The organism is Bacillus sp. ZY-1-1, from assembly GCF_003047165.1.
Taxonomy (GTDB): Bacteria; Bacillota; Bacilli; order Bacillales; family Bacillaceae; genus Bacillus; species Bacillus velezensis.
This window is the reverse complement of the sequence record NZ_CP027061.1, coordinates 349,227-370,730: the sequence shown is the minus strand read 5'-3', so window position 1 is coordinate 370,730 and position 21,504 is coordinate 349,227. Positions and strand designations below refer to the sequence as shown.

At 47.9% G+C, this 21,504-nt stretch carries 18 protein-coding genes; 5 read left to right on the top strand and 13 right to left on the bottom strand.

The features are described from left to right. Positions 1–44: 44 nt before the first annotated feature. On the bottom strand, positions 45–419 hold the full coding sequence (gene spo0F, locus C5I45_RS01890) for a sporulation initiation phosphotransferase Spo0F (protein ID WP_012118670.1): 375 nt from the start codon (positions 417–419) through the stop codon (positions 45–47). A gap of 164 nt (positions 420–583) precedes the next feature. On the opposite strand from spo0F, the gene C5I45_RS01885 reads away from it, so the two are divergent. After that, positions 584–1,105, top strand: a complete 522-nt coding sequence (locus tag C5I45_RS01885) for a DUF2529 domain-containing protein (protein ID WP_025853590.1) — start codon at positions 584–586, stop codon at positions 1,103–1,105. Between the two features lie 47 nt (positions 1,106–1,152). On the opposite strand, the gene pyrG is transcribed toward C5I45_RS01885, so the two are convergent. The 3 genes from pyrG to C5I45_RS01870 form a co-directional block, all read right to left on the bottom strand. Next, on the bottom strand, positions 1,153–2,760 hold the full coding sequence (gene pyrG, locus C5I45_RS01880; RefSeq protein ID WP_003151098.1) for a glutamine hydrolyzing CTP synthase: 1,608 nt from the start codon (positions 2,758–2,760) through the stop codon (positions 1,153–1,155). Between the two features lie 240 nt (positions 2,761–3,000). After that, positions 3,001–3,528, bottom strand: coding sequence for a DNA-directed RNA polymerase subunit delta (gene rpoE, locus C5I45_RS01875; protein ID WP_025853591.1), 528 nt, complete (start codon positions 3,526–3,528; stop codon positions 3,001–3,003). A gap of 227 nt (positions 3,529–3,755) precedes the next feature. Next, positions 3,756–5,864: a (Fe-S)-binding protein gene (locus C5I45_RS01870; RefSeq protein WP_003151094.1), complete on the bottom strand. Its 2,109-nt coding sequence runs from the start codon at positions 5,862–5,864 to the stop codon at positions 3,756–3,758. 138 nt (positions 5,865–6,002) lie between these two features. Here C5I45_RS01870 and cls (C5I45_RS01865) point away from each other — a divergent pair, with 138 nt between their 5' ends. From cls (C5I45_RS01865) to C5I45_RS01855, 3 genes are all read left to right on the top strand, one after another. Then, complete coding sequence (cls, locus tag C5I45_RS01865) at positions 6,003–7,202, top strand: cardiolipin synthase (protein ID WP_003151091.1); 1,200 nt, start codon at positions 6,003–6,005, stop codon at positions 7,200–7,202. A gap of 12 nt (positions 7,203–7,214) precedes the next feature. Next, the gene (gene uvsE / locus C5I45_RS01860) at positions 7,215–8,177 is read left to right on the top strand and encodes a UV DNA damage repair endonuclease UvsE (protein WP_003151088.1); all 963 of its coding nucleotides are present in this window, start codon (positions 7,215–7,217) and stop codon (positions 8,175–8,177) included. A gap of 68 nt (positions 8,178–8,245) precedes the next feature. Then, positions 8,246–8,518 (top strand): hypothetical protein, encoded by a 273-nt coding sequence (locus C5I45_RS01855; RefSeq protein WP_003151087.1) that lies wholly within the window; start codon positions 8,246–8,248, stop codon positions 8,516–8,518. A gap of 67 nt (positions 8,519–8,585) precedes the next feature. Here C5I45_RS01855 and C5I45_RS01850 read toward each other — a convergent pair whose 3' ends face one another. The 8 genes from C5I45_RS01850 to C5I45_RS01815 form a co-directional block, all read right to left on the bottom strand. After that, positions 8,586–10,313: an ABC transporter ATP-binding protein gene (locus C5I45_RS01850; RefSeq protein ID WP_014306011.1), complete on the bottom strand. Its 1,728-nt coding sequence runs from the start codon at positions 10,311–10,313 to the stop codon at positions 8,586–8,588. 80 nt (positions 10,314–10,393) lie between these two features. Further along, the gene (gene cls / locus C5I45_RS01845; RefSeq protein WP_014306012.1) at positions 10,394–11,896 is read right to left on the bottom strand and encodes a cardiolipin synthase; all 1,503 of its coding nucleotides are present in this window, start codon (positions 11,894–11,896) and stop codon (positions 10,394–10,396) included. A gap of 95 nt (positions 11,897–11,991) precedes the next feature. After that, positions 11,992–12,621, bottom strand: coding sequence for a YitT family protein (locus C5I45_RS01840; RefSeq protein ID WP_003151082.1), 630 nt, complete (start codon positions 12,619–12,621; stop codon positions 11,992–11,994). A gap of 138 nt (positions 12,622–12,759) precedes the next feature. Further along, a complete protein-coding gene (narI, locus tag C5I45_RS01835) occupies positions 12,760–13,431 on the bottom strand; it encodes a respiratory nitrate reductase subunit gamma (RefSeq protein ID WP_095318316.1) in 672 nt (223 codons plus the stop codon). Further along, positions 13,428–13,985 carry a nitrate reductase molybdenum cofactor assembly chaperone gene (narJ, locus tag C5I45_RS01830; protein WP_015387565.1) on the bottom strand — a complete coding sequence of 186 codons (558 nt, stop codon included), beginning with the start codon at positions 13,983–13,985 and terminating at the stop codon, positions 13,428–13,430. Before narJ ends, narI begins: the two co-directional genes overlap by 4 nt. A 25-nt stretch (positions 13,986–14,010) precedes the next feature. Next, a complete protein-coding gene (gene narH, locus C5I45_RS01825) occupies positions 14,011–15,474 on the bottom strand; it encodes a nitrate reductase subunit beta (RefSeq protein ID WP_015387564.1) in 1,464 nt (487 codons plus the stop codon). Continuing rightward, positions 15,464–19,150 carry a nitrate reductase subunit alpha gene (locus tag C5I45_RS01820; RefSeq protein ID WP_107994198.1) on the bottom strand — a complete coding sequence of 1,229 codons (3,687 nt, stop codon included), beginning with the start codon at positions 19,148–19,150 and terminating at the stop codon, positions 15,464–15,466. Before C5I45_RS01820 ends, narH begins: the two co-directional genes overlap by 11 nt. Before the next feature lie 176 nt (positions 19,151–19,326). Next, complete coding sequence (locus C5I45_RS01815; protein ID WP_015387562.1) at positions 19,327–19,803, bottom strand: cyclic nucleotide-binding domain-containing protein; 477 nt, start codon at positions 19,801–19,803, stop codon at positions 19,327–19,329. 142 nt (positions 19,804–19,945) lie between these two features. Here C5I45_RS01815 and C5I45_RS01810 point away from each other — a divergent pair, with 142 nt between their 5' ends. After that, complete coding sequence (locus C5I45_RS01810; RefSeq protein ID WP_003151076.1) at positions 19,946–20,665, top strand: YwiC-like family protein; 720 nt, start codon at positions 19,946–19,948, stop codon at positions 20,663–20,665. A gap of 31 nt (positions 20,666–20,696) precedes the next feature. Here the strand turns inward: C5I45_RS01810 and C5I45_RS01805 are convergent, their stop codons facing one another. Next, positions 20,697–21,413, bottom strand: a complete 717-nt coding sequence (locus C5I45_RS01805) for a fumarate/nitrate reduction transcriptional regulator Fnr (protein ID WP_014306017.1) — start codon at positions 21,411–21,413, stop codon at positions 20,697–20,699. Positions 21,414–21,504: the final 91 nt, after the last annotated feature.

Here is a 21,504-nt window from a genome sequence, read left to right as displayed (position 1 = left end):
TTCGACAAATCGGCAACACAATGACATAATTGTTTCTAATTTTATTAATTCGATTTTAGAGGTAAATATTTTTTCACCGCGTCTCTGATCTCATCAATGTCAAAAGGTTTCGCAAAATGAGTCAGCGCTCCGAGCTCTTTTGATTCCTTAATCATATCGAGTTCTCCGTAAGCGGTCATGATAATGACGCGGATGGATTCGTCGATCATCTTCATGCGCTTGAGAATTTCGATACCGTCCATGCCGGGGATTTTCATATCTAAAAGCACGAGATCGGGCCGTTCTTTCGTTACGATGTCCAGCGCCTGTATGCCGTTGGCGGCCTGAAACGTCTGGTACCCTTCTTTATGAAACACTTCATTGAGCAATATGCGTATACCGTATTGGTCATCTACGATTAAAATCTTTTCATTCATCATTTTACACCCCAATATTATCATTTTCGTCAAAAGGAAGCAGTTGTTTATGTATTCTGTTTGATTTTCACATTTCCTTTAATTATAATAGTCTACTTTCCGACATTTTCTGAGCATTTTCTCTTTTGTTGTATACTGTTCTTGTATGTGTAAAGGAGGTTTCACTCATGTTAAAGATATTTACGACACAGCTTGCAGGCATTTTTTCCCGCATTCAGGATAAGGAATCCGAAGCAATAGAAGACGGCGCGCGCCTGCTGGCGCAGGCAGCCGTCAGCGGTCATACCATTTATTTATACGGCGCAAATGAGATGCAGGGCATTTTGTGCGAGGCGGAACTCGGCTCAGAACCGATGCCTTCCGTCAAAGCGTTTCCGGATACAGCTGATTCGATTACAGAAAGCGACAGGGTGCTGATGTTTTGTTCAGGTCCGGGCACAGCTGAAGAACAGACGCTGGCTCAAAAGCTTTATGAAAAAGGGGTCGGCCTCGTTTGCGTATCTCCTGTCATCAAAGATCAAACCGGGATTGAGGAATTTTGTGATGTTCATATTGACAGCAAATTAAAAATGCCGCTTCTGCCCGATGAAGACGGGACAAGATACGGCTTTCCTTCATTAATGACAGGCCTGTATGTCTATCACGCGCTATCCTTTACGTTAAAGGAAATGATGCAGGAATATGCCTGATGCAGAAAAAAGACTTGCCGCTTTTAAAGGAGGCAAGTCTTTTTTTATTACTTCTGTTCTGCAGCTTGTACGGAAGCGCCGATAAAGTCTTTGAATAAAGGCTGAGGTCTTGTCGGTCTTGATTTGAACTCAGGGTGGAACTGGCAAGCGACATACCAAGGATGATCTTTCAGCTCGATGATTTCCACAAGGCGGCCGTCAGGGCTTGTTCCTGAGAACACAAAACCGTTCTCTTCCATTTGCTGTCTGTATTCGTTGTTGAATTCATAACGGTGGCGGTGGCGTTCGTATACCACTTCATCCGCATACGCTTCGAAGGCTTTCGTGTCTTCCTGAAGCTTACAAGGGTACAGTCCGAGACGAAGCGTTCCTCCAAGATCCTCGACATCTTTTTGTTCTGGCAGAAGGTCGATGATCGGATAAGGAGTGGACGGATCGATCTCCGCAGAGTGAGCCCCTTCCAGACCTAATACATTTCGCGCATATTCAATGGATGCAATCTGCATACCGAGGCAGATGCCGAAGAACGGAATTTTATTCTCACGCGCATACTTGGCGGCAATGATTTTCCCTTCTACGCCGCGGTCCCCGAAACCGCCGGGCACGATGATTCCGTCTGTGCCGCCAGTCAGCTCTTGAATATTGCTTTCTGTCACTTCTTCGGCGTTAATCCATTTGATCTTCACATCAGCGTCAAACGCATAGCCCGCGTGGCGCAGTGATTCAACGACTGAAATGTAAGCGTCCTGAAGCTCGACGTATTTACCGACAAGGCTGATTGTAATGGTTTTAGACAAGTTTTTCACTTTCGTGACAAGGTCTTTCCATTCCGTCATATCCGGGTCTTTGCATTCTAATTTCATATGATCGCAGACAAGCTTATCGAGTCCCTGCTCCTGAAGGTTAAGCGGGATGGAGTAAAGGTTGTCCGCATCTTCGCACTCGATGACCGCTTTCGTGTCAATATCGCAGAAGAGCGCGATTTTATCTTTCATATCTTGAGAAATCGGCATTTCCGTGCGCACGACGATGATATTAGGCTGAATACCGAGGCTTCTCAGCTCTTTTACGCTGTGCTGCGTCGGTTTTGTTTTCAGCTCGCCCGCCGCTTTGATGTACGGAACAAGCGTACAGTGAATGTACATCACGTTTTCATGGCCGATGTCGCTTTTCATTTGACGGATGGCTTCAAGGAACGGAAGGGATTCGATGTCTCCCACTGTTCCGCCGATCTCAGTAATGACTACATCTGCGTTTGTTTCTTTGCCTGCACGGTACACACGGTCTTTCAGTTCATTTGTGATGTGCGGAATGACCTGAACCGTTCCGCCGAGGTAGTCCCCGCGGCGCTCTTTTTTCAATACGGCAGAATAGATTTTACCGGTCGTCACGTTGCTGAATCTGTTCAGATTAATGTCAATGAACCGCTCATAATGCCCTAAGTCAAGGTCAGTCTCAGCGCCGTCATCGGTAACGAATACCTCACCGTGCTGGTACGGGCTCATCGTTCCCGGGTCAACGTTGATATAAGGGTCAAATTTTTGGATGGTGACGCTCATGCCTCTGTTTTTCAAAAGGCGGCCAAGTGATGCTGCCACAATTCCTTTTCCGAGTGATGATACAACTCCCCCGGTTACAAAAATATATTTCGTCATTTCGTTTGCTCCTCTCTTCGGTCTGCGCTACATTCCTTAAAATGTGCCGTTTTATAGAAAATCATTTCACTAAAAACAAATGATGTGTAAAAGAATTTGGGAGATGAAAATAAGAAAGCTCCCTTTCAATTTCTTGAAAGGGAGCGTAGCACTCTTATGAATTCTCTTCTTTTTGAAGAGCCCAAAATACATACTACATAGTTCGACAATGAAAGTCAAGATCGTTTTGCTGATATAAAATCAGTCTTTGCGATCCTCTTCCTCATCATCATAATCTTCCTCATCTTCTTCAATCATCTCATCTTCAATCTCAAGCTCGTCGTCATCTTCTTCATCGATATCTTCGTCGTCAAAGCTGTCTGCGTCAAGGTCAATATCTTCTTCCATTTCATCGAGATCGATGTCATCTTCATCAACTTCCTCGAATTCATCAAGGTCGAGATCTTCCTCAACGGCTTTTTTCGCTTTTTTCTTTTTCGCTTTTACAGTCGGCTGTGTTTCTTCGTCCAGCTGATCGTACGGATACCAGCTGCGGAGCCCCCATGTCTGATCTGACAGAGCAATAAAGCGGCCGTCAATGTTGAGGTCTGTATAAAATTGGGCGATACGGTCGCCCAGTTCCTCTTTCGTAACACCGAGCAAGGAGATCATTTCCTTCAGCAGCTCCTGGAACGGAACCGGTTTTTTATGTTCTGAGAAAATTTCGTGAGCGATTTCAACTAAAGCCATCTGCTTCAGCTGTTCCTGAGAATATTGTTTGATACCCAAGGTCGGACACTCCCTTTCTATTACTTATATGTATCTGTTTCTATCCTATAATAAGAACGAATTTGTATTGTTTTGTTCATAAACCATACCTCTCATTATAAACAAATTAAAACAGAATATGCTACCCTAAACAGCGTAATTTAAGAAATTTTAGAGCCTTCCCTTCATAAATCGGCTGATGTGCGAAAACAAAGCCGCCGGCATATGCGCCGGCGGCCCGCTTCTTTCTATAAAGACTCTTGTTTTTCGGCGCCGAATACAGACATGGCGAGCAATTCACTGACATCATAAGTGCCGATCGCGTCTTCGGCTTCTTTCGCTTTCGTCCCGTCACCGAGCATGGTCAGACAGTAAGGACATCCGGAGCTGATGACCGTCGGACTGACAGAAAGCGCCTGCTCAGTCCGGGCCGTGTTGATCCTCGCTCCCGTTTCTTCTTCCATCCACATGAGCCCTCCCCCGGCGCCGCAGCACATCCCGTTTTCGCGGCTGCGCTCCATTTCCTTCAATTGAACGCCCGGAATGGCTTTTAAGATCGCTCTCGGCGGCTCATACACTTCATTGTATCTTCCTAAATAGCACGAGTCATGGAAGGTAATCGTTTCATTGACCGGGTGAAGCGGTTTTAGTTTCCCCTGTGACACAAGCTCGGCTAATAATTCAGTATGATGATAGACTTCGGCCCGGAATCCGAAATCAGGGTATTCATTTTTGAACATATTATAGGCGTGCGGATCAATTGTGACGATTTTTTTGATTCCGTGTTTTTCAAATTCGCCGATGTTGTGTTCCGCCAGCTCTTGGAACAGAAACTCGTTGCCCAAACGGCGCGGCGTATCGCCTGAGTTTTTTTCCTTATTGCCGAGAATCGCAAAGGATACGCCCGCTTCATTGAGCAGCTTTGCAAATGAAACGGCAATCTTTTGGCTCCTGTTGTCGTAGGAACCCATTGAGCCGACCCAAAACAAATAGTCGAACTCTTTGTCTTGTTTTTTCATTTCTTTCACTGTCGGAATCTCTGTATCAGCCTGCTCCCGCCAGTTCTCCCGCTCTTTCCGGTTTAAGCCCCACGGGTTTCCCTGTCTTTCAATGCTTGTCATGGCCCGCTGCGCGTCGCTGTCCATCTTCCCTTCCGTAAGCACAAGATAGCGGCGCAGATCGATAATTTTATCAACGTGTTCATTCATGACCGGACATTGATCTTCACAGTTGCGGCAAGTGGTGCACGCCCAAATCTCCTCTTCCGTGATGACCTCGCCGATTAAGCTCGGGTTGTAATCAATGGCTGCCGCCGCTTCACGCGATCCTCCCCCAGAGGAAGCCGCGGCGAGCTGATTCGCCTTCGTGTGCTGAAAAACGGGCGCGGGCACCCACGGAGATTTTGACGTCACGGCAGCGCCTTTTTCCGTCAAATGGTCTCTGAGCTTTAAAATGAGGTCCATCGGCGAGAGCATCTTGCCCGTACCGGAGGCCGGACACATATTTGTACAGCGGCCGCATTCGACGCAGGCGTAAAGGTCGACAAGCTGAGAGCGGCGGAAGTCTTCAATCTTTCCGACGCCGTAGCTTTCTTTCGTCTCATCGGTAAAATCGATTTTTTCCAGCTTTCCTTTTGAATCCAGCCTGCTGAGGAACACATTCGCCGGACCCGCAATTAAGTGCGCATGCTTTGATTGCGGCACGTACACTAAAAAGCTGAGCAAAAACAACAGATGAAGCCACCATGAAACATAAAATACGGCGGCGGCCGCCGGCGCTGAAAGACCGCCGAGCACAAACGCAATGGAGGAAGCGATCGGTTCCGTCCAAGACAGAGAATGATCGTGCCATAAAAGGTTCATGGCGTTCCCGAGCAGCACCGTCACCATCAGTCCGCCGATAAACAGCAGGACAAGCCCCGCTTTAAACCCGCGTTTCAATCTGACGAGCTTTTCAATGTAGCGCCGGTAAAACGCCCAGACTACGGCGATTAAAATCAGAAACGTGACGATTTCCTGAAAAAAGGTAAATGCCGGATAAAGCGGGCCGAACGGCAGATGCCGGTCAGGAAGCAGCCCTTTCAGAATAAAATCAATTGCGCCGAACTGAACGAGTATAAAACCGTAAAAAAACAGAACGTGGATGATTCCGCTCTTTTTATCTTTCAGCAATTTTTTCTGTCCGAACACATTCACCCATATCTTCTGAAGACGTTCTTTCAGGCGTTTATCAAATTCTTCCCTTTGGCCGAGCTTAATATAAGCGATCCTCGTTCTGATCAGGTAAACGAATAAATAAACGGCGTAAGCGGTTACAGCTGAAAACAGCAGCGCGTTTACCATGAGAAATGCGTTCATCTTGTCTCCCCCTTTGTTCTGATTCCCCTCTTCATTGTCATATCTTTACTTTATCATAAATAATGAATGAGTGTTCAGTCAATAATTAAATTCACATTCTCAGGGCACACTACGGATACTTCGGAAAGGAGCGTCGGTATGAAGGTCATTTTTGTGTTGCTTGTCATTTTTATCATATTGATCGCACTTATGCTGCTTGATATGCTGCTTGGCCGGGCGGCGTACAAAAAACAGGCGTATGAGCCCGTTTTTGACCCCAAAAAAAGTGATATCACACTCATTCACTGCGGCAGCGAGCTTGTGCAGCAGATGACGGCTGATATCCGCCAAGCCGTCTCTTCTATTCATATGATGTTTTTTATTATGAAGAACGACCAAGTCAGCCATGAGATGTTTGATTTATTGAAAGAAAAGGCCCGGGCCGGCGTCTCCGTATATCTGCTGCTCGATTGGGCGGGCAGCCGCCAAGTGAAAAAGCCTTCCATTCAAACGATGAAAAAAGCCGGCGTTCACGTTCATTTTCTAAATAAACCGGCATTTCCCTTTCTTTTTTTCAGGCTGCAAAAACGGAATCACCGGAAAGTGACCGTCATTGACGGCAAAATCGGCTATGTCGGCGGCTTTAATATCGCTGAAGAGTACCTCGGCAAAAAAGCGAAGTTCGGAAACTGGGAGGATTATCACCTGCGGATGACCGGCGAAGGCACGGCGGATCTTCAGACTCTTTTTGTAAGCGACCTGAAACGAAACACCGGAAAAACACCCGAATCACCCGGGGTTTATCCGGCATTATCCGAAGGGAATATCTCTCATAGGACATATGCATCTGACGGTTTTTCGCTTGAATCGCATTATGAAAACTGCATCCGTAAGGCGGAGAAAAAAATCATCATCGGCACGCCTTATTATGTACCGAGCAAAAAGCTTCAGGAAGCGCTTATTTCAGCCTGCCGAAAAGGCGTCAAAGTCATCTTGATCGTTCCGATGAAATCAGATCACCCGCTCGTTCGGGAAACAGCTTTTACCTATTATCCCGAGCTCCTGAAGGCCGGCTGCCTCATCTATCGGTATTATCAAGGCTTTTATCATGTTAAAGCCTTCATTATAGATGACCGCATCAGCATTATCGGCACGCCGAATTTTGATAAACGGAGCCTGTTCTGGAATGAAGAGGTAAATGTCATCATTCATGATGAGGCCTTTACAAAGGAAGTGCTTTCAACCATAAAGCAGGACATCGAAAAATCCGAGCTTCTCACATTAGAAAAAGTGAAACAGCGCTCCGTCAGACAGCTTCCTGCAGAATGGCTGGGAAAGGCCATATCTTACTTTTTATAAAGGAGAAACCATATGCTGTTCAGATTCGGATTCGTCGCAAACGCCATGTGCCTTTGGGACGCGTCCCCCGCCAAAACCTTAACATATGCGCGCTATACCAAGCTTTCCCGCAGTGAGCGGAAAGACGCTCTGCTTTCTGTGACGAAAGCAAATCTTACCAATACGCTGCGCACCCTCCACTATGTGGTCGGCCACGGCATCCCTTTGTACAGGTTCTCAAGCTCAATTGTGCCGCTCGCCACGCACCCGGATGTACTGTGGGATTTTGTCACGCCGTTTCGCCAGGAGTTTCGTGAGATCGGCGGGCTGGTCAGAAAATATGACCTCAGAACGAGCTTTCATCCGAACCAATTCACGCTTTTTACAAGCCCGAAACGGGAGATTACCGCAAATGCGGTCAAGGATATGGCCTATCATTATGACATGCTGGACGCAATGGGCATCGCGGACCGTTCCGTCATAAACATCCATGTCGGAGGCGCTTACGGTGACAAACAAAGCGCGCTTGCCCGTTTCCGCGTGAATCTGAAAGAACTTCCCGATGTCATCAAACAGCGGATGACTTTAGAAAACGATGATAAAACATATACGTCCGAGGAAACACTCAGTGTATGTGAGCAAGAAGGCATTCCGTTTGTGTTTGATTATCACCATTTTTACGCCAATCCGGCCGATGACGCTGATTTAGATGACATTCTTCCGCGGATGATCAAAACATGGCAGCGGATCGGCTTAAAGCCGAAGGTCCATCTCTCCTCGCCAAAATCAGAATCAGCCGTACGCAGTCATGCGGACTATGTGGACGCGAATTTTATTCTGCCGGTGCTGGAGCGGTTCAGACAATGGGATGCGGACATCGATTTTATGATTGAGGCGAAAGAGAAAGACCGGGCGCTGCTCCGGCTCGTCGAAGAATTAAGCGCCATCCGCGGAGTTAAACGCCTGGCGGGCGGAGTGCTGAGGTGGAAGGCATAACCAGGTTTATCACCCGTTCATATGGGGAATTTCCGAAATAACAGACCATCAGACGGAGGAGAAAACACATGAAAAACATTACATCTTTGAAAATAGCCGCTAAGAAGTTCACTTTAAGAAACATGCTTCAGCTTTATCAGCTTTGCCACACGGGAGGCCACGAGCTGTATATCTACTCTAAAAAAACAATGTGCAAAATCAAAGATATCATTGAGCTGGAAACGTTCAGAATGGCTCATAAAGAACAAGAATATTTAATTGTAGTGGAAGGAAAGAAAGCGGTGCAGCTTGTTGACCGTTTCAAACATATCATCGAACCTGCGCAAAAAGAAGCCCATTAAATACGGACTACATAAAAAAAGGATAGACAGGAGGCTGCCCGGCCCCCGCTCGTCTATCCTTTTTCCATTATTTATGTATCAGCTCGCCGAATTGGGCCTGATGGAGTCTCTGGTATATGCCGCCGGATGCCAGCAGTTCCTTATGATGACCTTGTTCAGCGATGCCTTCTTTCGTGACGACGACGATCCTGTCCGCATCCTTAATCGTAGCCAGCCGATGGGCGATCACAAGCGTCGTGCGTCCTTCAGACAGCTCTTGCAGCGATTTTTGAATGGCGGCTTCCGTTTCTGTATCGAGGGCTGATGTAGCCTCGTCTAAAATTAAGATCGACGGGTTTTTCAAAAACATTCTGGCGATGGAAAGCCGCTGCTTCTGCCCGCCTGACAGCTTCACGCCGCGCTCGCCGATCACCGTGTTTAAACCGTCGGGATACCCGTTTACCAGCTCCTCTAAATGCGCCTGGCGGACGGCCTGCCGGATTTCTTCCTCAGACGCATCGAGCCGCCCGTACGCAATGTTTTCCCGCAATGTGCCGGAAAACAGAAAGACATCCTGCTGGACGACGCCGATTTGTCCGCGCAATGATGACAGCGTCATGTCCTTAATATTAATTCCATCGATGGAAATCACGCCTTCAGACGGCTCATAAAAGCGCGGCAGCAGACTTGTCAGCGTTGATTTCCCCGCTCCCGAAGGCCCGACGAATGCGACTGTCTCCCCTGCATGAATGGACAAATTGATTCCCGACAGAACCGGGCTGTTTTCTTCGTAACCGAATGACACACCATCATAACGGATATTCCCTTTTAAACCGGACACATGTCTCGCGTTCGGGGCGTCCTTGATATCAGGCTCCGTTTCCATTATTTCTATAAAGCTTTTAAAACCGGCTATGCCTCTCGGATACAGCTCAATAATCGCATTGATTTTATCAATCGGACGGAACAGAACGTTCGTCAGCAGCACAAAAGCGACGAATTCCCCGTAAGATAACGATCCGCGGATCACGAACCATGTCCCGCACAACAGGACGAACAGCGTTACGAATCTTGTCAGCATGTAACTGATCGAGCCGTTTTTCGCCATGATTTTATATGACTTCAGCTTTGTTTTGCGGAAACGCTGATTGTTCACGTCAAACCGCTGCGTTTCAAACGCTTCATTGCTGAAAGCCTGAACAAGACGGATGCCGCCGATATTGTTTTCGACCCTCGCGCTGAAGTCTCCGACGTCTTTGTTCAGTTTTGTAAACGCAGAGGTCATTTTTTTATTAAAATACAAAGCAAGCCATATGACGACCGGCATAATGATAAAGGTCAACAGCGCGAGCTGCCAGTTAATGAACAGCATCACACCGAACGCGCCCAAAATCGTCATGACCGCGATAAACAGGTCTTCAGGCCCGTGGTGGGCGGTTTCTCCGATATACATCAAATCATTGGTGAGCTTGGACATTAAACTGCCCGTTTTGTTGTTATCGTAAAATTTGAACGAAAGCTTTTGCAGATGGTCAAAAAGCTTTTTACGCATATCGGTTTCAATGTTAATGCCGAGCATATGGCCCCAATACGTCACAACATACTGAAGCGCCGAGCTGAGGGCGTAGACTCCGAATAAAGCAGCGGAAGTCAAAATAATCAGACGCCAATCCCGCCCCGGGAGCAATGTATCGATAAAGTAATTAACAATCAGAGGAAAACTCAGCTCCATCAATCCGCCGGCGATGGCAGAAAAGAAGTCGAGAAAAAACAGCTTCTTGTACGGTTTATAATAAGAAAAAAATTGTCGCAGCACGTTTCCGTCCTCCTTGTGCCTCGTTCCTAATGATAATATTTCTCAATTATACTATACACAAGGAGTTTTAAAAGCGTTTTTTATAAAACGCCGGAAAATAACCGCGCGAAGGATTCCTTCGTTCTTTCCCATAATGTGCGCTTATAGAAACGGACGGGGCTGATTTTCTCAGACTCTCTCATATCCTCCAGATAATGCGCTTCAAGATCTTTGATCGCCTTTTGATCTGTAAAAAAGACATTGACCTCAAAGTTCAGCTGAAAGCTTCTCATGTCCATGTTCGCCGTCCCGACAGAGGCGAGGTTTCCGTCAGTGATGAGCACCTTTTGATGCATAAAGCCTTTTTGATAGGAATAGACTTCGATTCCTTCGCGAAGAAGCTCGGGGAAATACGATCTCGTCGCGTACTGGGTTAAAAATCCGTCATTGGTTTCCGGCACCATGACTCGCACCCGGACGCCTCTGGCAGCAGCCTCCTTTAGCGCTGTGCGGATCGGCTCATTCGGCACGAAATAAGGCGTCGCGATCCATACAGATGATTCGGCCGCCGCTATCATGGCATAATACAGATCGCTCATCCGCTCCTTCATATCGGGTCCCGTCGGAACGACTTGATAGACGCCGCCGCTTTCTGCAGGGACCGGGCGGCTGTATGCTTTCTGATCAATCAGCACCTCATCCGAAACGTATTCCCAATCAAGCATAAAAATGCTGTGGAGCGTCTGAACGATTTCTCCTTCGACTTTCATATGGGTGTCCCGCCAAAAGCCGACATTTTGGTCTTTGCCGATATACTCCTTGCCGACATTCAGCCCGCCGACAAAACCGGTTTTCCCGTCAACGATGACGATCTTGCGGTGATTTCTGAAATTGAACTTTTGGTTGAAAAAACCGTATTTCAGCGGCAGAAACGGGACGATGTTCACGCCCGCGCGTTTCAGTTTTTTAATGTCTTTTCCGGCCAGCTTCAGGCTGCCGGCCGCGTCGAACAAAAACCGCACTTCCACGCCTTGACGCGCTTTTTCCATCATAATGTCCATCATCTTGTGCCCAAGCATGTCTGATTTGAACATGTAATACTCAATATGTATAAATGATGCTGCCGACCTGATCGCTTCAAACAGCTCCGGAAATGTTTCATCCCCGTTTTTGAGCACCTTCAGCCTGCTTTTTGTATTGATATTCATATGGGACGCCTTGATTGAATATTGAAAGAAACGCTTCTGATTTCCTTTCAGCCCGGACAGATCGGGCGTCTGTTCCATATCAAATATCGTTCTCAGCTTTTCCCGGTTGTATGTCCGTTTCGACCTGAACAGCTTGCCTTTTTCATAAAGCTGGCCGGAAAAAAGGTAAAATAAGTACCCGGCGATCGGAAAAAACACAAGAATATGAATCCATAACAGCGTGTGCTGCGAGGTGCGGTTTTCAAGAATTAACGAATAGATGCTGAACAAAATAATGCTTGCGTAGCAAAGCAACCCTCCGTAAAACTCAAGCCTGGAAACCGGAAAAAACCATATGACATATGCTCCGATAAGCATCATATATAAAAAGCAAAATTCCAGTCTCCTTTTCAGCATCCCGACTCTCTCCCATCTGATCCGATATCTCTGTATACCCTCTGTTTTCCAGCCTGTAAACATATGAAAAATCCTCTCCGCACGAGCGGAAAGGATTATGATGACACTTCCTGTGACTGGCCGGTTGTGATGTTCTGAAGCAATGCCGGATTGAGCGAGCAGCTGCCTTTGATTTTATTTTTGAAGATGCCGATGATCAGACCGGTGACCGCTATCGACACTAAGGAGAAGAGCCCTTTCAGCAATCCGACGGAAAAAATGCCGGCCAGCACGACGCCAAAATCGAAGAGGAAATTAACGGCACCCGGATTCCATCCGCAGCGCTTTTGCAGAAATAAAGCGAGGATATTGGCGCCGCCGAGCGATGCCTGATGATAAAACATGAGCGACAGGCCGAACCCGATCAGCGCCCCGCCGCAAATCGCCCCGGCAAGCGGTGAAACAGAGACCGGCGGCAGCCAGTGATCCGCGCCGGTAAACAGAGTCAGCACAGTGACTGCAAAAACGGTGGATAGAGTGAATTTGATTCCCATTCTGATGAGAGAAAATATATAAAACGGGATATTGATCAGAAAGAAGATAATCGCAAACGAGGAATGAAACAAGTACGACAGGCTTAGTGACAGTCCCGCTGTGCCGCCGGTTAATACATGAGAATGTCTGAGTGTCAGGACGCCGGCGCTTGTCATCAGACAGGCGGCTAAAATGAGGAAAATCCGCTTCATTCTTCACTCTCCTTTTGTTGATATTATTTCCACATAAAACATAACAGGAATCCCCGCCGCCCAGCCATTACCTTGGCAGAAAATATCTTATGTTTTTATTTTTTCACCATAAAAAATCCCCCTCTTGCAGGGGGATTTTTACGTGCGTTTCCGATAGACAACATAGCTGCGGGTCAAATACTTGAGGGGCAGGCTGAACACGTGAACCAATCTTGTAAACGGCCAGAGGATAAAAACGACGTACCCTATGATGATATGAAACTTAAACCATAGCGGGACACTCTCCATCAAAGAAGCGTCAGGCCGGAACAAAACAATTTCCCTGAACCACGGCCCGACTGTTGCCCTGTAATCAAATCCTTTCGAGTCAATGTTGAGAAACGTGGCCGCAACGCCCGACAGCATCATGAACAGCAGCAGAATAAGCGTCAGGATATCCGATGGCGAGCTGGTTTTGCGGATTCTTTTGTCAAACAGCCTTCTGTATGTCAGGATCACTAGTCCGGCACAAGCCGCGGTCCCAGCCGGCAGGCCTGCGCCGATCGCCATTTTGTGATACGTATGCTCTGAAATGCCAAGTGCAGTATACACGCCTTCCGGGATCAGAATTCCCATGACATGTCCGCCGACAACGAACAGCAGTCCCCAGTGAAAAAGTGTGCTGCCCGCCGCAAGTTTTTTCTTTTCTAACAGCTCGCTTGATTTCGCCGTCCAGCCAAACTGGTCATGCTGATAGCGGTAAATATGCCCGCCGATAAAGATCGTCAATACCATGTACGGCATAATCCCCCACAGGATCTGCCCGCTCATGCCTGAACAGCCCCTTCTTCAGTGCTTTCACGTACACCGATGCTTTCCAGCGCGGCCTGCAGCACGTGCAGCAGCTCAGCATAGAGGCTGTCATTTTTTTCGAGGCGGGAAGCCAGCTCCCTCACATTGGACAGGTATTTCTCAAACACGCTTCTCGCCGCTTCAATTTCTGCGACCGCGGCGAATTCCAGCATAAGCGGCAGGTAATCAGGCAGCTCTTTCTCTGTCGGCAGGAAACCGGATTGCTGGTAGGTGTTTTTTAAATGCAGCAGTTCAATTCCGCGCTCCCTTTGCTCGCCTGAGTTAAAGTAGGTGACGTACATATTCGTTTTTTTCCCGAAGTCGAACGTATACACATAGTGTTCAATCAGCGCTTGCGGAGAAAACCTGGCTGACACCTCGAAAAAGTGCAGCAATTTCCCGCGGATTTGCTGAATGCCGATTTCATGGATAAGAGCCTTCCAATCGGGAAGCCCGGCTCTCCACTCTTCATCCGGATAAGAGAGAAGAATGGAAAGAGCTGCGAACGTCATTTGCCGGTCTGTGGTGTTCATCTTGTTCCACCTCATTTATCAAAAGTTAGAAACAAGAGCCGGGGCCGCCTGAAAATGACAAGCCGCAGCTTCCTTGTTCAGCGTATAAATCAGACACTTCTTCTCGATGGCTGCTCGGGATCACAAAGCGGTCATCATATTTGGCGATCGCCAGCAGCCGATACATGTCTTCAATTTGCTTTTCTGTTAAACCGACACCGGAGATCAGTGCCGGGTCGATGGATTTATTCGTCTGAACCGCTCTCATATACTGGCGCATGACAGACATTTTCTTTAACGTTGACCGAATATGATCCGTATCACCGGCTGTTAATAGCTGGGCCAAATAGTCAATCGGAATTCTCATTTGGTCGATAGCCGGAAAAATATCTTCCGCCGTTTGCTGGCTGCCTTTTCCTTCAAAGAGATTCATAATCGGGCTCAGCGGCGGAATGTACCAAACCATCGGCAGTGTGCGGTACTCAGGATGAAGCGGCAGCGCAATCTTCCAATCGATGATCATTTTGTAGATCGGCGATTGCTGCGCGGCCTCTATCCATTCAGCCGGGATGCCTTGTTCTTTTGCCAGTTTGGCAACTTCAGGATCATTCGGATCAAGAAAAACGTCTAATTGGGAATGGTAGAGATCCTTTTCATTTTCAACAGATGCCGCTTCCTCCACTTTGTCCGCGTCATACAGCATGACACCAAGATAGCGGATTCTGCCTACACACGTCTCGGAGCAGATGGTCGGCAGCCCCGCCTCCAAGCGCGGAAAGCAGAGTGTGCATTTTTCCGCTTTGTTCGTCTGCCAGTTAAAATAGACTTTTTTATAAGGACAGGATGAGACGCAATATCTCCATGAACGGCATGCGTTTTGATCCACAAGCACAATGCCGTCTTCCTCGCGTTTGTACATGGCGCCGGACGGGCAGGAGGACACGCACGCCGGATTGATGCAGTGCTCACAAATACGCGGCAGATACATCATAAAGACTTCATCGAATTCTGTTTTGATCGATTCCTCCATCTTTTGCACGTTTGGATCTTCAAGACCCGTAATGTGGCCGCCAGCGAGATCATCCTCCCAGTTCGGGCCCCATTCGATATTCATAAAATCGCCCGTCAAGGACGATTTCGGCCGCGCCACCGGCTGGTGCTTTTTCTGCGGGCTGTTTGTTAATGTTTCATAATCATAGTTCCAAGGTTCATAGTAATCATCAATCGTCGGCTGGTTCGGGTTATAGAAAAGGCCTGCAAGCCGGTTTGTTTTCGGGCCTGATTTCAGTTCAAGCTTTCCTTTTTTCAACGTCCAGCCGCCTTTATATTTGTCCTGGTCCTCCCATTGCTTCGGGTAGCCGATACCGGGCTTTGTTTCAACATTATTGAAGTACATATATTCCGCACCGGAACGGTTTGTCCACGTGTTTTTGCAGGTAACGCTGCACGTGTGGCAGCCGATGCATTTATCCAAGTTCATGACCATTCCGATCTGCGCTTTAATCTTCAAGCCAATCGACCTCCTTCAGCTTGCGGATGACGACATTCAGATCGCGCTGATTCCCCGTCGGACCGTAATAGTTAAAGCCGTAGCTGAGCTGGGCATAGCCCCCGATCATCTGGGTCGGCTTGACGTGAATCCTTGTCGGGCTGTTATGGGTGCCTCCGCGGTTATTCGTCAGTTTTGTGCCGGGCACATTGATGTGGCGGTCCTGGGCATGGTGCATAAACGCCATTCCTTTAGGAATCCGGTGAGACAAAACCGCTCTCGCCACGACAACGCCGTTTCGGTTGAAGCATTCAATCCAATCGTTGTCTTTGATATCCGTGTCCTTTGCGTCATCTTTATTCATCCACACGGTCGGCCCGCCCCGGAACAGCGTCAGCATCGGCAGGGAATCAAAATACATGCTGTGGACGGACCATTTATTATGCGGCGTCAAATAATTAAGAACGATCTCTTTGCCCTCTTGATCAGGCCGCTTGCTCAGGAACGGACGGTGCTGGAGGATCGGTTTAAATGTCGCCATCGTTTCACCGAATTCCATCATCAGTTCATGATCGACATAATAGGATTGTCTGCCGGTCAGTGTCCGCCACGGGATTAATTTTTCCACATTCGTCGTAAACGGCGAGTACCTGCGCCCTCCTTTTTCTGAGCCGGTAAAAGCCGGAGACGTGATGACCGTTTTCGGCTGGGCTGTAATTTGCTCGAACGTAAAGCATTCTTCCTCGCGTTCTTCCGCCAGGTCTTTCAGCTTCAGGTTTGTGATGTTTTCAAGCGATTCCCATGCTTTTACGGCGACCTTTCCATTTGAGGTGGACGACAGGGTTAAAATCGCTTCTGCCGCCTGCTTTGCTTCACTTATATTCGGGCATCCTTTGGCAACGCCGTCTGAATCGGTTTCTCCCAGTCTCTTTTTGAGTGATTCATATTCATCCGCAATCGACCAGCTCATCCCTTTTGTTCCGCTCGGTTTTAAAGCCGTATCAGGGCCGAGCGCGGTCATTTTATGAAAAATGTGTTTGTAATCCCGTTCAGCGACATGGATGTTCGGCATCGTTTTTCCCGGAATGGCTTCACATTCGCCCTTGCTCCAGTCGTTGATTTTTCCGAACGGCTGGGCCAATTCCTGCATCGTGTCGTGAAGGAGCGGCGTCGCGACTACCTCTTTCACCGGCTCCATATCGACTTCTTCCGCCAGGTCGGAAACGGCTTTTGACAGTGCTTTGAAAATATCCCAGTCTGACCTCGATTCCCACGGCGCCGAGATCGCCGGAGCGAATGGATGAATGAACGGGTGCATATCCGTGCTGCTGAGATCGTGTTTTTCATACCATGTCGCCGCCGGCAGCACGATATCGGAATACAGCGCCGTACCGGCCATTCGAAAGTCGAGATTGATTAACAAGTCGAGCTTGCCTTCCGGCGCCTGCTCCCGCCATTTGATTTCTTCAGGGCGGATGCTGTCGCTGTCGTCATTCATCAAACCGTTCGTCGTCCCCAGCAGATGCTTAAGAAAATATTCATGCCCTTTTCCTGAGCTTGAGATCAGATTTGCCCGCCATACAAAGAGATTCCTTGGGAAATTCACTTCATTGTCCGGGTCTTCAATCGCGAATTTCAGTTTTTTCTCCTGAAGCTGTGAGGCCACGTACGCACCTACGTCTTCAGGTGTCGCCGCCCCCGCCTTCTCAGCTTCTTTGTACAGATCAATGCCGTTTTGATTGAATGTCGGGTAGGACGGCAGCCACCCTAATCGCGCCGCCAGCACATTGTAATCGGCGTGATGCTTGTAGCGGGATGAAGAAGCGATCGGTGAAGCCAAGTCACTGATCGGCTGGTCTTCGTAACGCCACTGGTCTGTCGCAAAGTAGAAAAATGAGGTGCCGTTTTGCAGTTTAGGCACGCCTTCCCAGTCCTTTGCGGTTGCGATCGTCTGCCACCCTTCAGCAGGACGGAGCTTTTCCTGACCGACATAATGAGCCCAGCCTCCGCCGTTTACGCCTTGGGCGCCTACCAATAAAACAAGATTTAACACCGCGCGGTAAATCGTGTCGGAGTTGAACCAGTGGTTGATTCCCGCCCCTACGATAATCATCGATCTGCCGTCTGTATCAATCGCATTTTGGGCAAACTCCCTGGCAATCTGTATAACGGCTTCTCTTTTAATTCCCGTGATCTGTTCCTGCCAGGCAGGTGTGAACGGACGGGGATCATCATAAGATGCGGCTGATTGTCCGCCGATGCCCCGGTTCACGCCGTAGTTGGCCAATATCAAGTCAAATACAGTCGTGACACACACCTCTTCGCCGTTCAGTTCCAGTTTTTTAATAGGAAGATTCCGCTCAAGCACTTTGTTTCCGTCATTTGAAAAATACGGAATGCGCACCGTACTGATTTCGTCCTCTATTCCGAGCACGGAGAGACGGGGCTCGATCTGTTCCCCGGTGTCTTCGTCGATCATGTGCAGATTCCATTTCTGCTGCCCGTCCCAGCGGGAGCCCATTGTTCCTTGCGGTATGGCAAACGCACCTGTCTGTTCATTCCAGACCGCCGGCTTCCATTGATCATGCTTTGTCTGCCGTCCGATATCCTTCGCATGCAGAAACCGTCCCGCTGTGTATACGCCATTTTCTTTTGATAAGGTGACGAGGAATGGAAAATCCGTGTATTGCTTCGCGTATTCCATGAAACGTTCCGTCTCTTGATTCACGTAAAATTCCTGCAGAATGACGTGACCCATCGCCATCGCCAGGGCTCCGTCAGTCCCTTGGCGGATACTGAGCCAGTCATCCGCAAACTTTGAGGACTCCGCAAAATCGGGACTGATTGAAATCACCTTGGCGCCTTTATAGCGGGCCTCCGCCAAAAAATGCGCATCAGGCGTTCTCGTTAGCGGAACGTTGGAGCCCCATGTGATGATATAGCCTGAATTGTACCAATCACTGCTTTCCGGAACGTCCGTCTGGTCACCCCAAATTTGCGGGGACGCCGGCGGGAGATCCGCATACCAGTCATAAAAACTGAGCATTGGGCCGCCGATTAAAGACATGAATCGCGAACCTGACGCGTGGCTGATCATGGACATAGCTGGAATCGGAGAAAAGCCGACATTCCGGTCAGGCCCGTATTTCATGACTGTATACAGCAGAGAGGCTGAAATCAGCTTCAGCACTTCCGGCCATTCCGCGCGGACAAAGCCGCCTTTCCCTCTTGCCTGTTTATAGGACTTCGCTTTTTCAGGGTTTTCAACGATCGATTTCCAGGCATCCAGCGGATTTTGATGCGTCTGCAATGCTTCCCGCCACAAATTGATCAGCACACCTCGCACATATGGATATTTCACACGGAGCGGGCTGTAGATGTACCATGAAAAACTGGCCCCCCGCGGACAGCCTCTCGGTTCGAAATCAGGCATATCCGGTCCTGTTGATGGATAATTCAAGTTTTGTCCTTCCCACGTGACAATTCCGTTTTTCACATAAATATTCCAGCTGCAAGAACCCGTGCAGTTGACGCCGTGGGTGGAGCGAACGACTTTGTCGTACTGCCATCTGTTTCTGTATACATTCTCCCAATCACGATCTTCGCTTGTCGTTTGGCTATGTTTATTTGAATGATGTTCGATAGGAGAAAAATAGTTTAATCTCCTGAGCAACGGACTCATTTTCTTTTTCTTCATGATCGTTCACTCCTTCCGAGTCAGGTGATGCTATGTACACTATAAACAGAGACGGCGCATCACCTTGTGAACTATGTCACACAATCTGCTTTTTTCACAAAACGTTCACACAGAGCAGCAGGAAGGATTTTCAAACGATATGAGGACGCCCGCGTCATCAAAAAAACCGGTTCTGTTTAAGAACCGGGTTCGGCGTTTTCATCCAGTGATGTATGCAGATACCGCAAAAACAACTGATAGGAACAGAAGACATTTTGCTGAAGCATCGCCAAAAAGTTCATTTGCAGCCGCGGATGGTAAGACATCATTTGCTTAAATATAGAATATGGAATATGGAGTACCAGAATATCCGGTGAGGCATTGACTGAGATAAAAGGCGATAAAGAGAGCCCGCCTTTTTCATCAATCGGAAACACATCGCCTTTTTCCCACAGCGCAACGGTTTGCGACCCTTCAGGGAGCCTGCTGTCCGTAAAACGGATATTGCCTTTTAATACAATATAAACGGATTGTGAATGAAGAAAGGATGGAGATTGGTCAGATGAGCCGCGGATAAACGTCCCGTTTTTCAGCAAGGTTTCGACAATGGACAGAGGCACTTCATTAAACATAGGAAGTTGTTTCAGAAATAATAAATAGTCACACTGATTCATAGGAAAGCCTCCTGTGCTATTGATAGCTTTAGTGTAGCCCGATTGAGCCCGCGCGGCAGTGATGTATTTCACAGCTTGTATGATGAAAGTCACTTATCAGGAGAGTGTTTGCACTTATAATGAAATAAAAAGGAGGGTTTCGATGAAAGCGATGATTCCGAAGCAGCACGGCGCATGGGCGATGCTGCTGATTCCATTTTTACTCGGCATGGTCAAGGGAGGCCCGGTTTTATGGCATATTCCGCTCTTTCTGGGCTGGCTGTTCCTTTACTTGACGGTTTATCCCGTTTCGCTCGCTTTGAAAAAGAAACAGCTTCAGCCTTATCAAAAGTGGATATGGTATTACGGTTTTCCGGCCTGCTGCTTTTTGATCATTTCTGTCTTTCATAAGCCGCAGCTCGTCTGGATCGGCGTTTTTTTATTGCCGCTGTTTCTCATACATACGCATTATGCCCGCCGAAAAAACGAACGGGCGCTCACGAATGATATTGCGGGAGTCTTGTTCTTTTGTTCAGGCGGGCTTGCGAGCTGCTGGCTGGGAACGGGAATCCTTGACGGCTGGGCTTGGTTTCTATTCTTGCAATCCGCTTTATTTTTTGTCGGGAGTTCTTTTTATGTGAAATCGGTCATACGGGAGAGAAAAAACAGAAGGTTTGCTTACTGGTCGTGGGGATATCACCTCTTGCTCCCCTTTTTATCGGCTCTTCTCGGGGCAGGCTGGGCGTTTCTCGCTTTTATCCCAAGCAGTCTGCGGGCCTGGTTTTTTCACGGAAGAGACTGGCCGGTGAAAACGATCGGCATTCTGGAAATCGTAAATGCCGGCTTCTTTTTCGCCGTCATGTGTATATGTATCACAAGCTGAAAAACAAGGACACCGGCTGCCCTTGTTTTTTTCAGTCAATATTGCAGATCTCAAGCGGACAATTTTCACACTCGATCTCGCATCGTAAATAGTCCCGCTTGTGCAAAATAATTTTTCCGGTTTCGTCTATCGAAATAACCCCTTGTTTGCGGAGGTCGCCCAGCATGCGGTTGACGCTCTCCCTTGCCGCCGCGCAAAACTTAGCCAAATCCTGATTTGTCAGCACAATGTTAATCAGAATCCCGTCGCTTCGTTCCACCCCGTAGCTGTTTGATAAGCGGATAAGGGTGGAATAGAGCGCCCCTTTTTTGCCGTGAAGAAGCAGATCCCTGATCTTAGACTGGATTTTTCGCAGATGGGTGCTCATCCATTTCATAAATTCAAACGTCAAAACACCGTTTTGGATCAATTCCTTTTCCAGCCTGTTTTTATTAATGACGAGCACCTCCCCGTCCTCTAACACTTTCGCACTGAGCATATATCTCGGCTCATCTGTGAATAGCGTCAATTCTCCGACAATATCGTGTTTTTGGCAGATTCTAAGTGTCAGGTCTTTTCCGTCAGATGTCAGCTTGCCGATTTCAATGAGTCCTGATTGAATCAGATAAAGCTCTTCTGCATCCATTCCTTCTTGAAACAAATACGTGTGTTTTTTCATTTTCCTTTTCGTACTGATCGATTCCAGCAATTCATGCAGTTCGCGGGAAAGAAGTTCTTTATCAGATTTTCGGACAGAGAGAATATTCATGAGCTCACCTCGAAGAAAGTCACGTTGCGTATGTATATTGTAACGTGACTTGATTTGCACTCACCCAGAAAAAACTAACAATCTTGTGAAT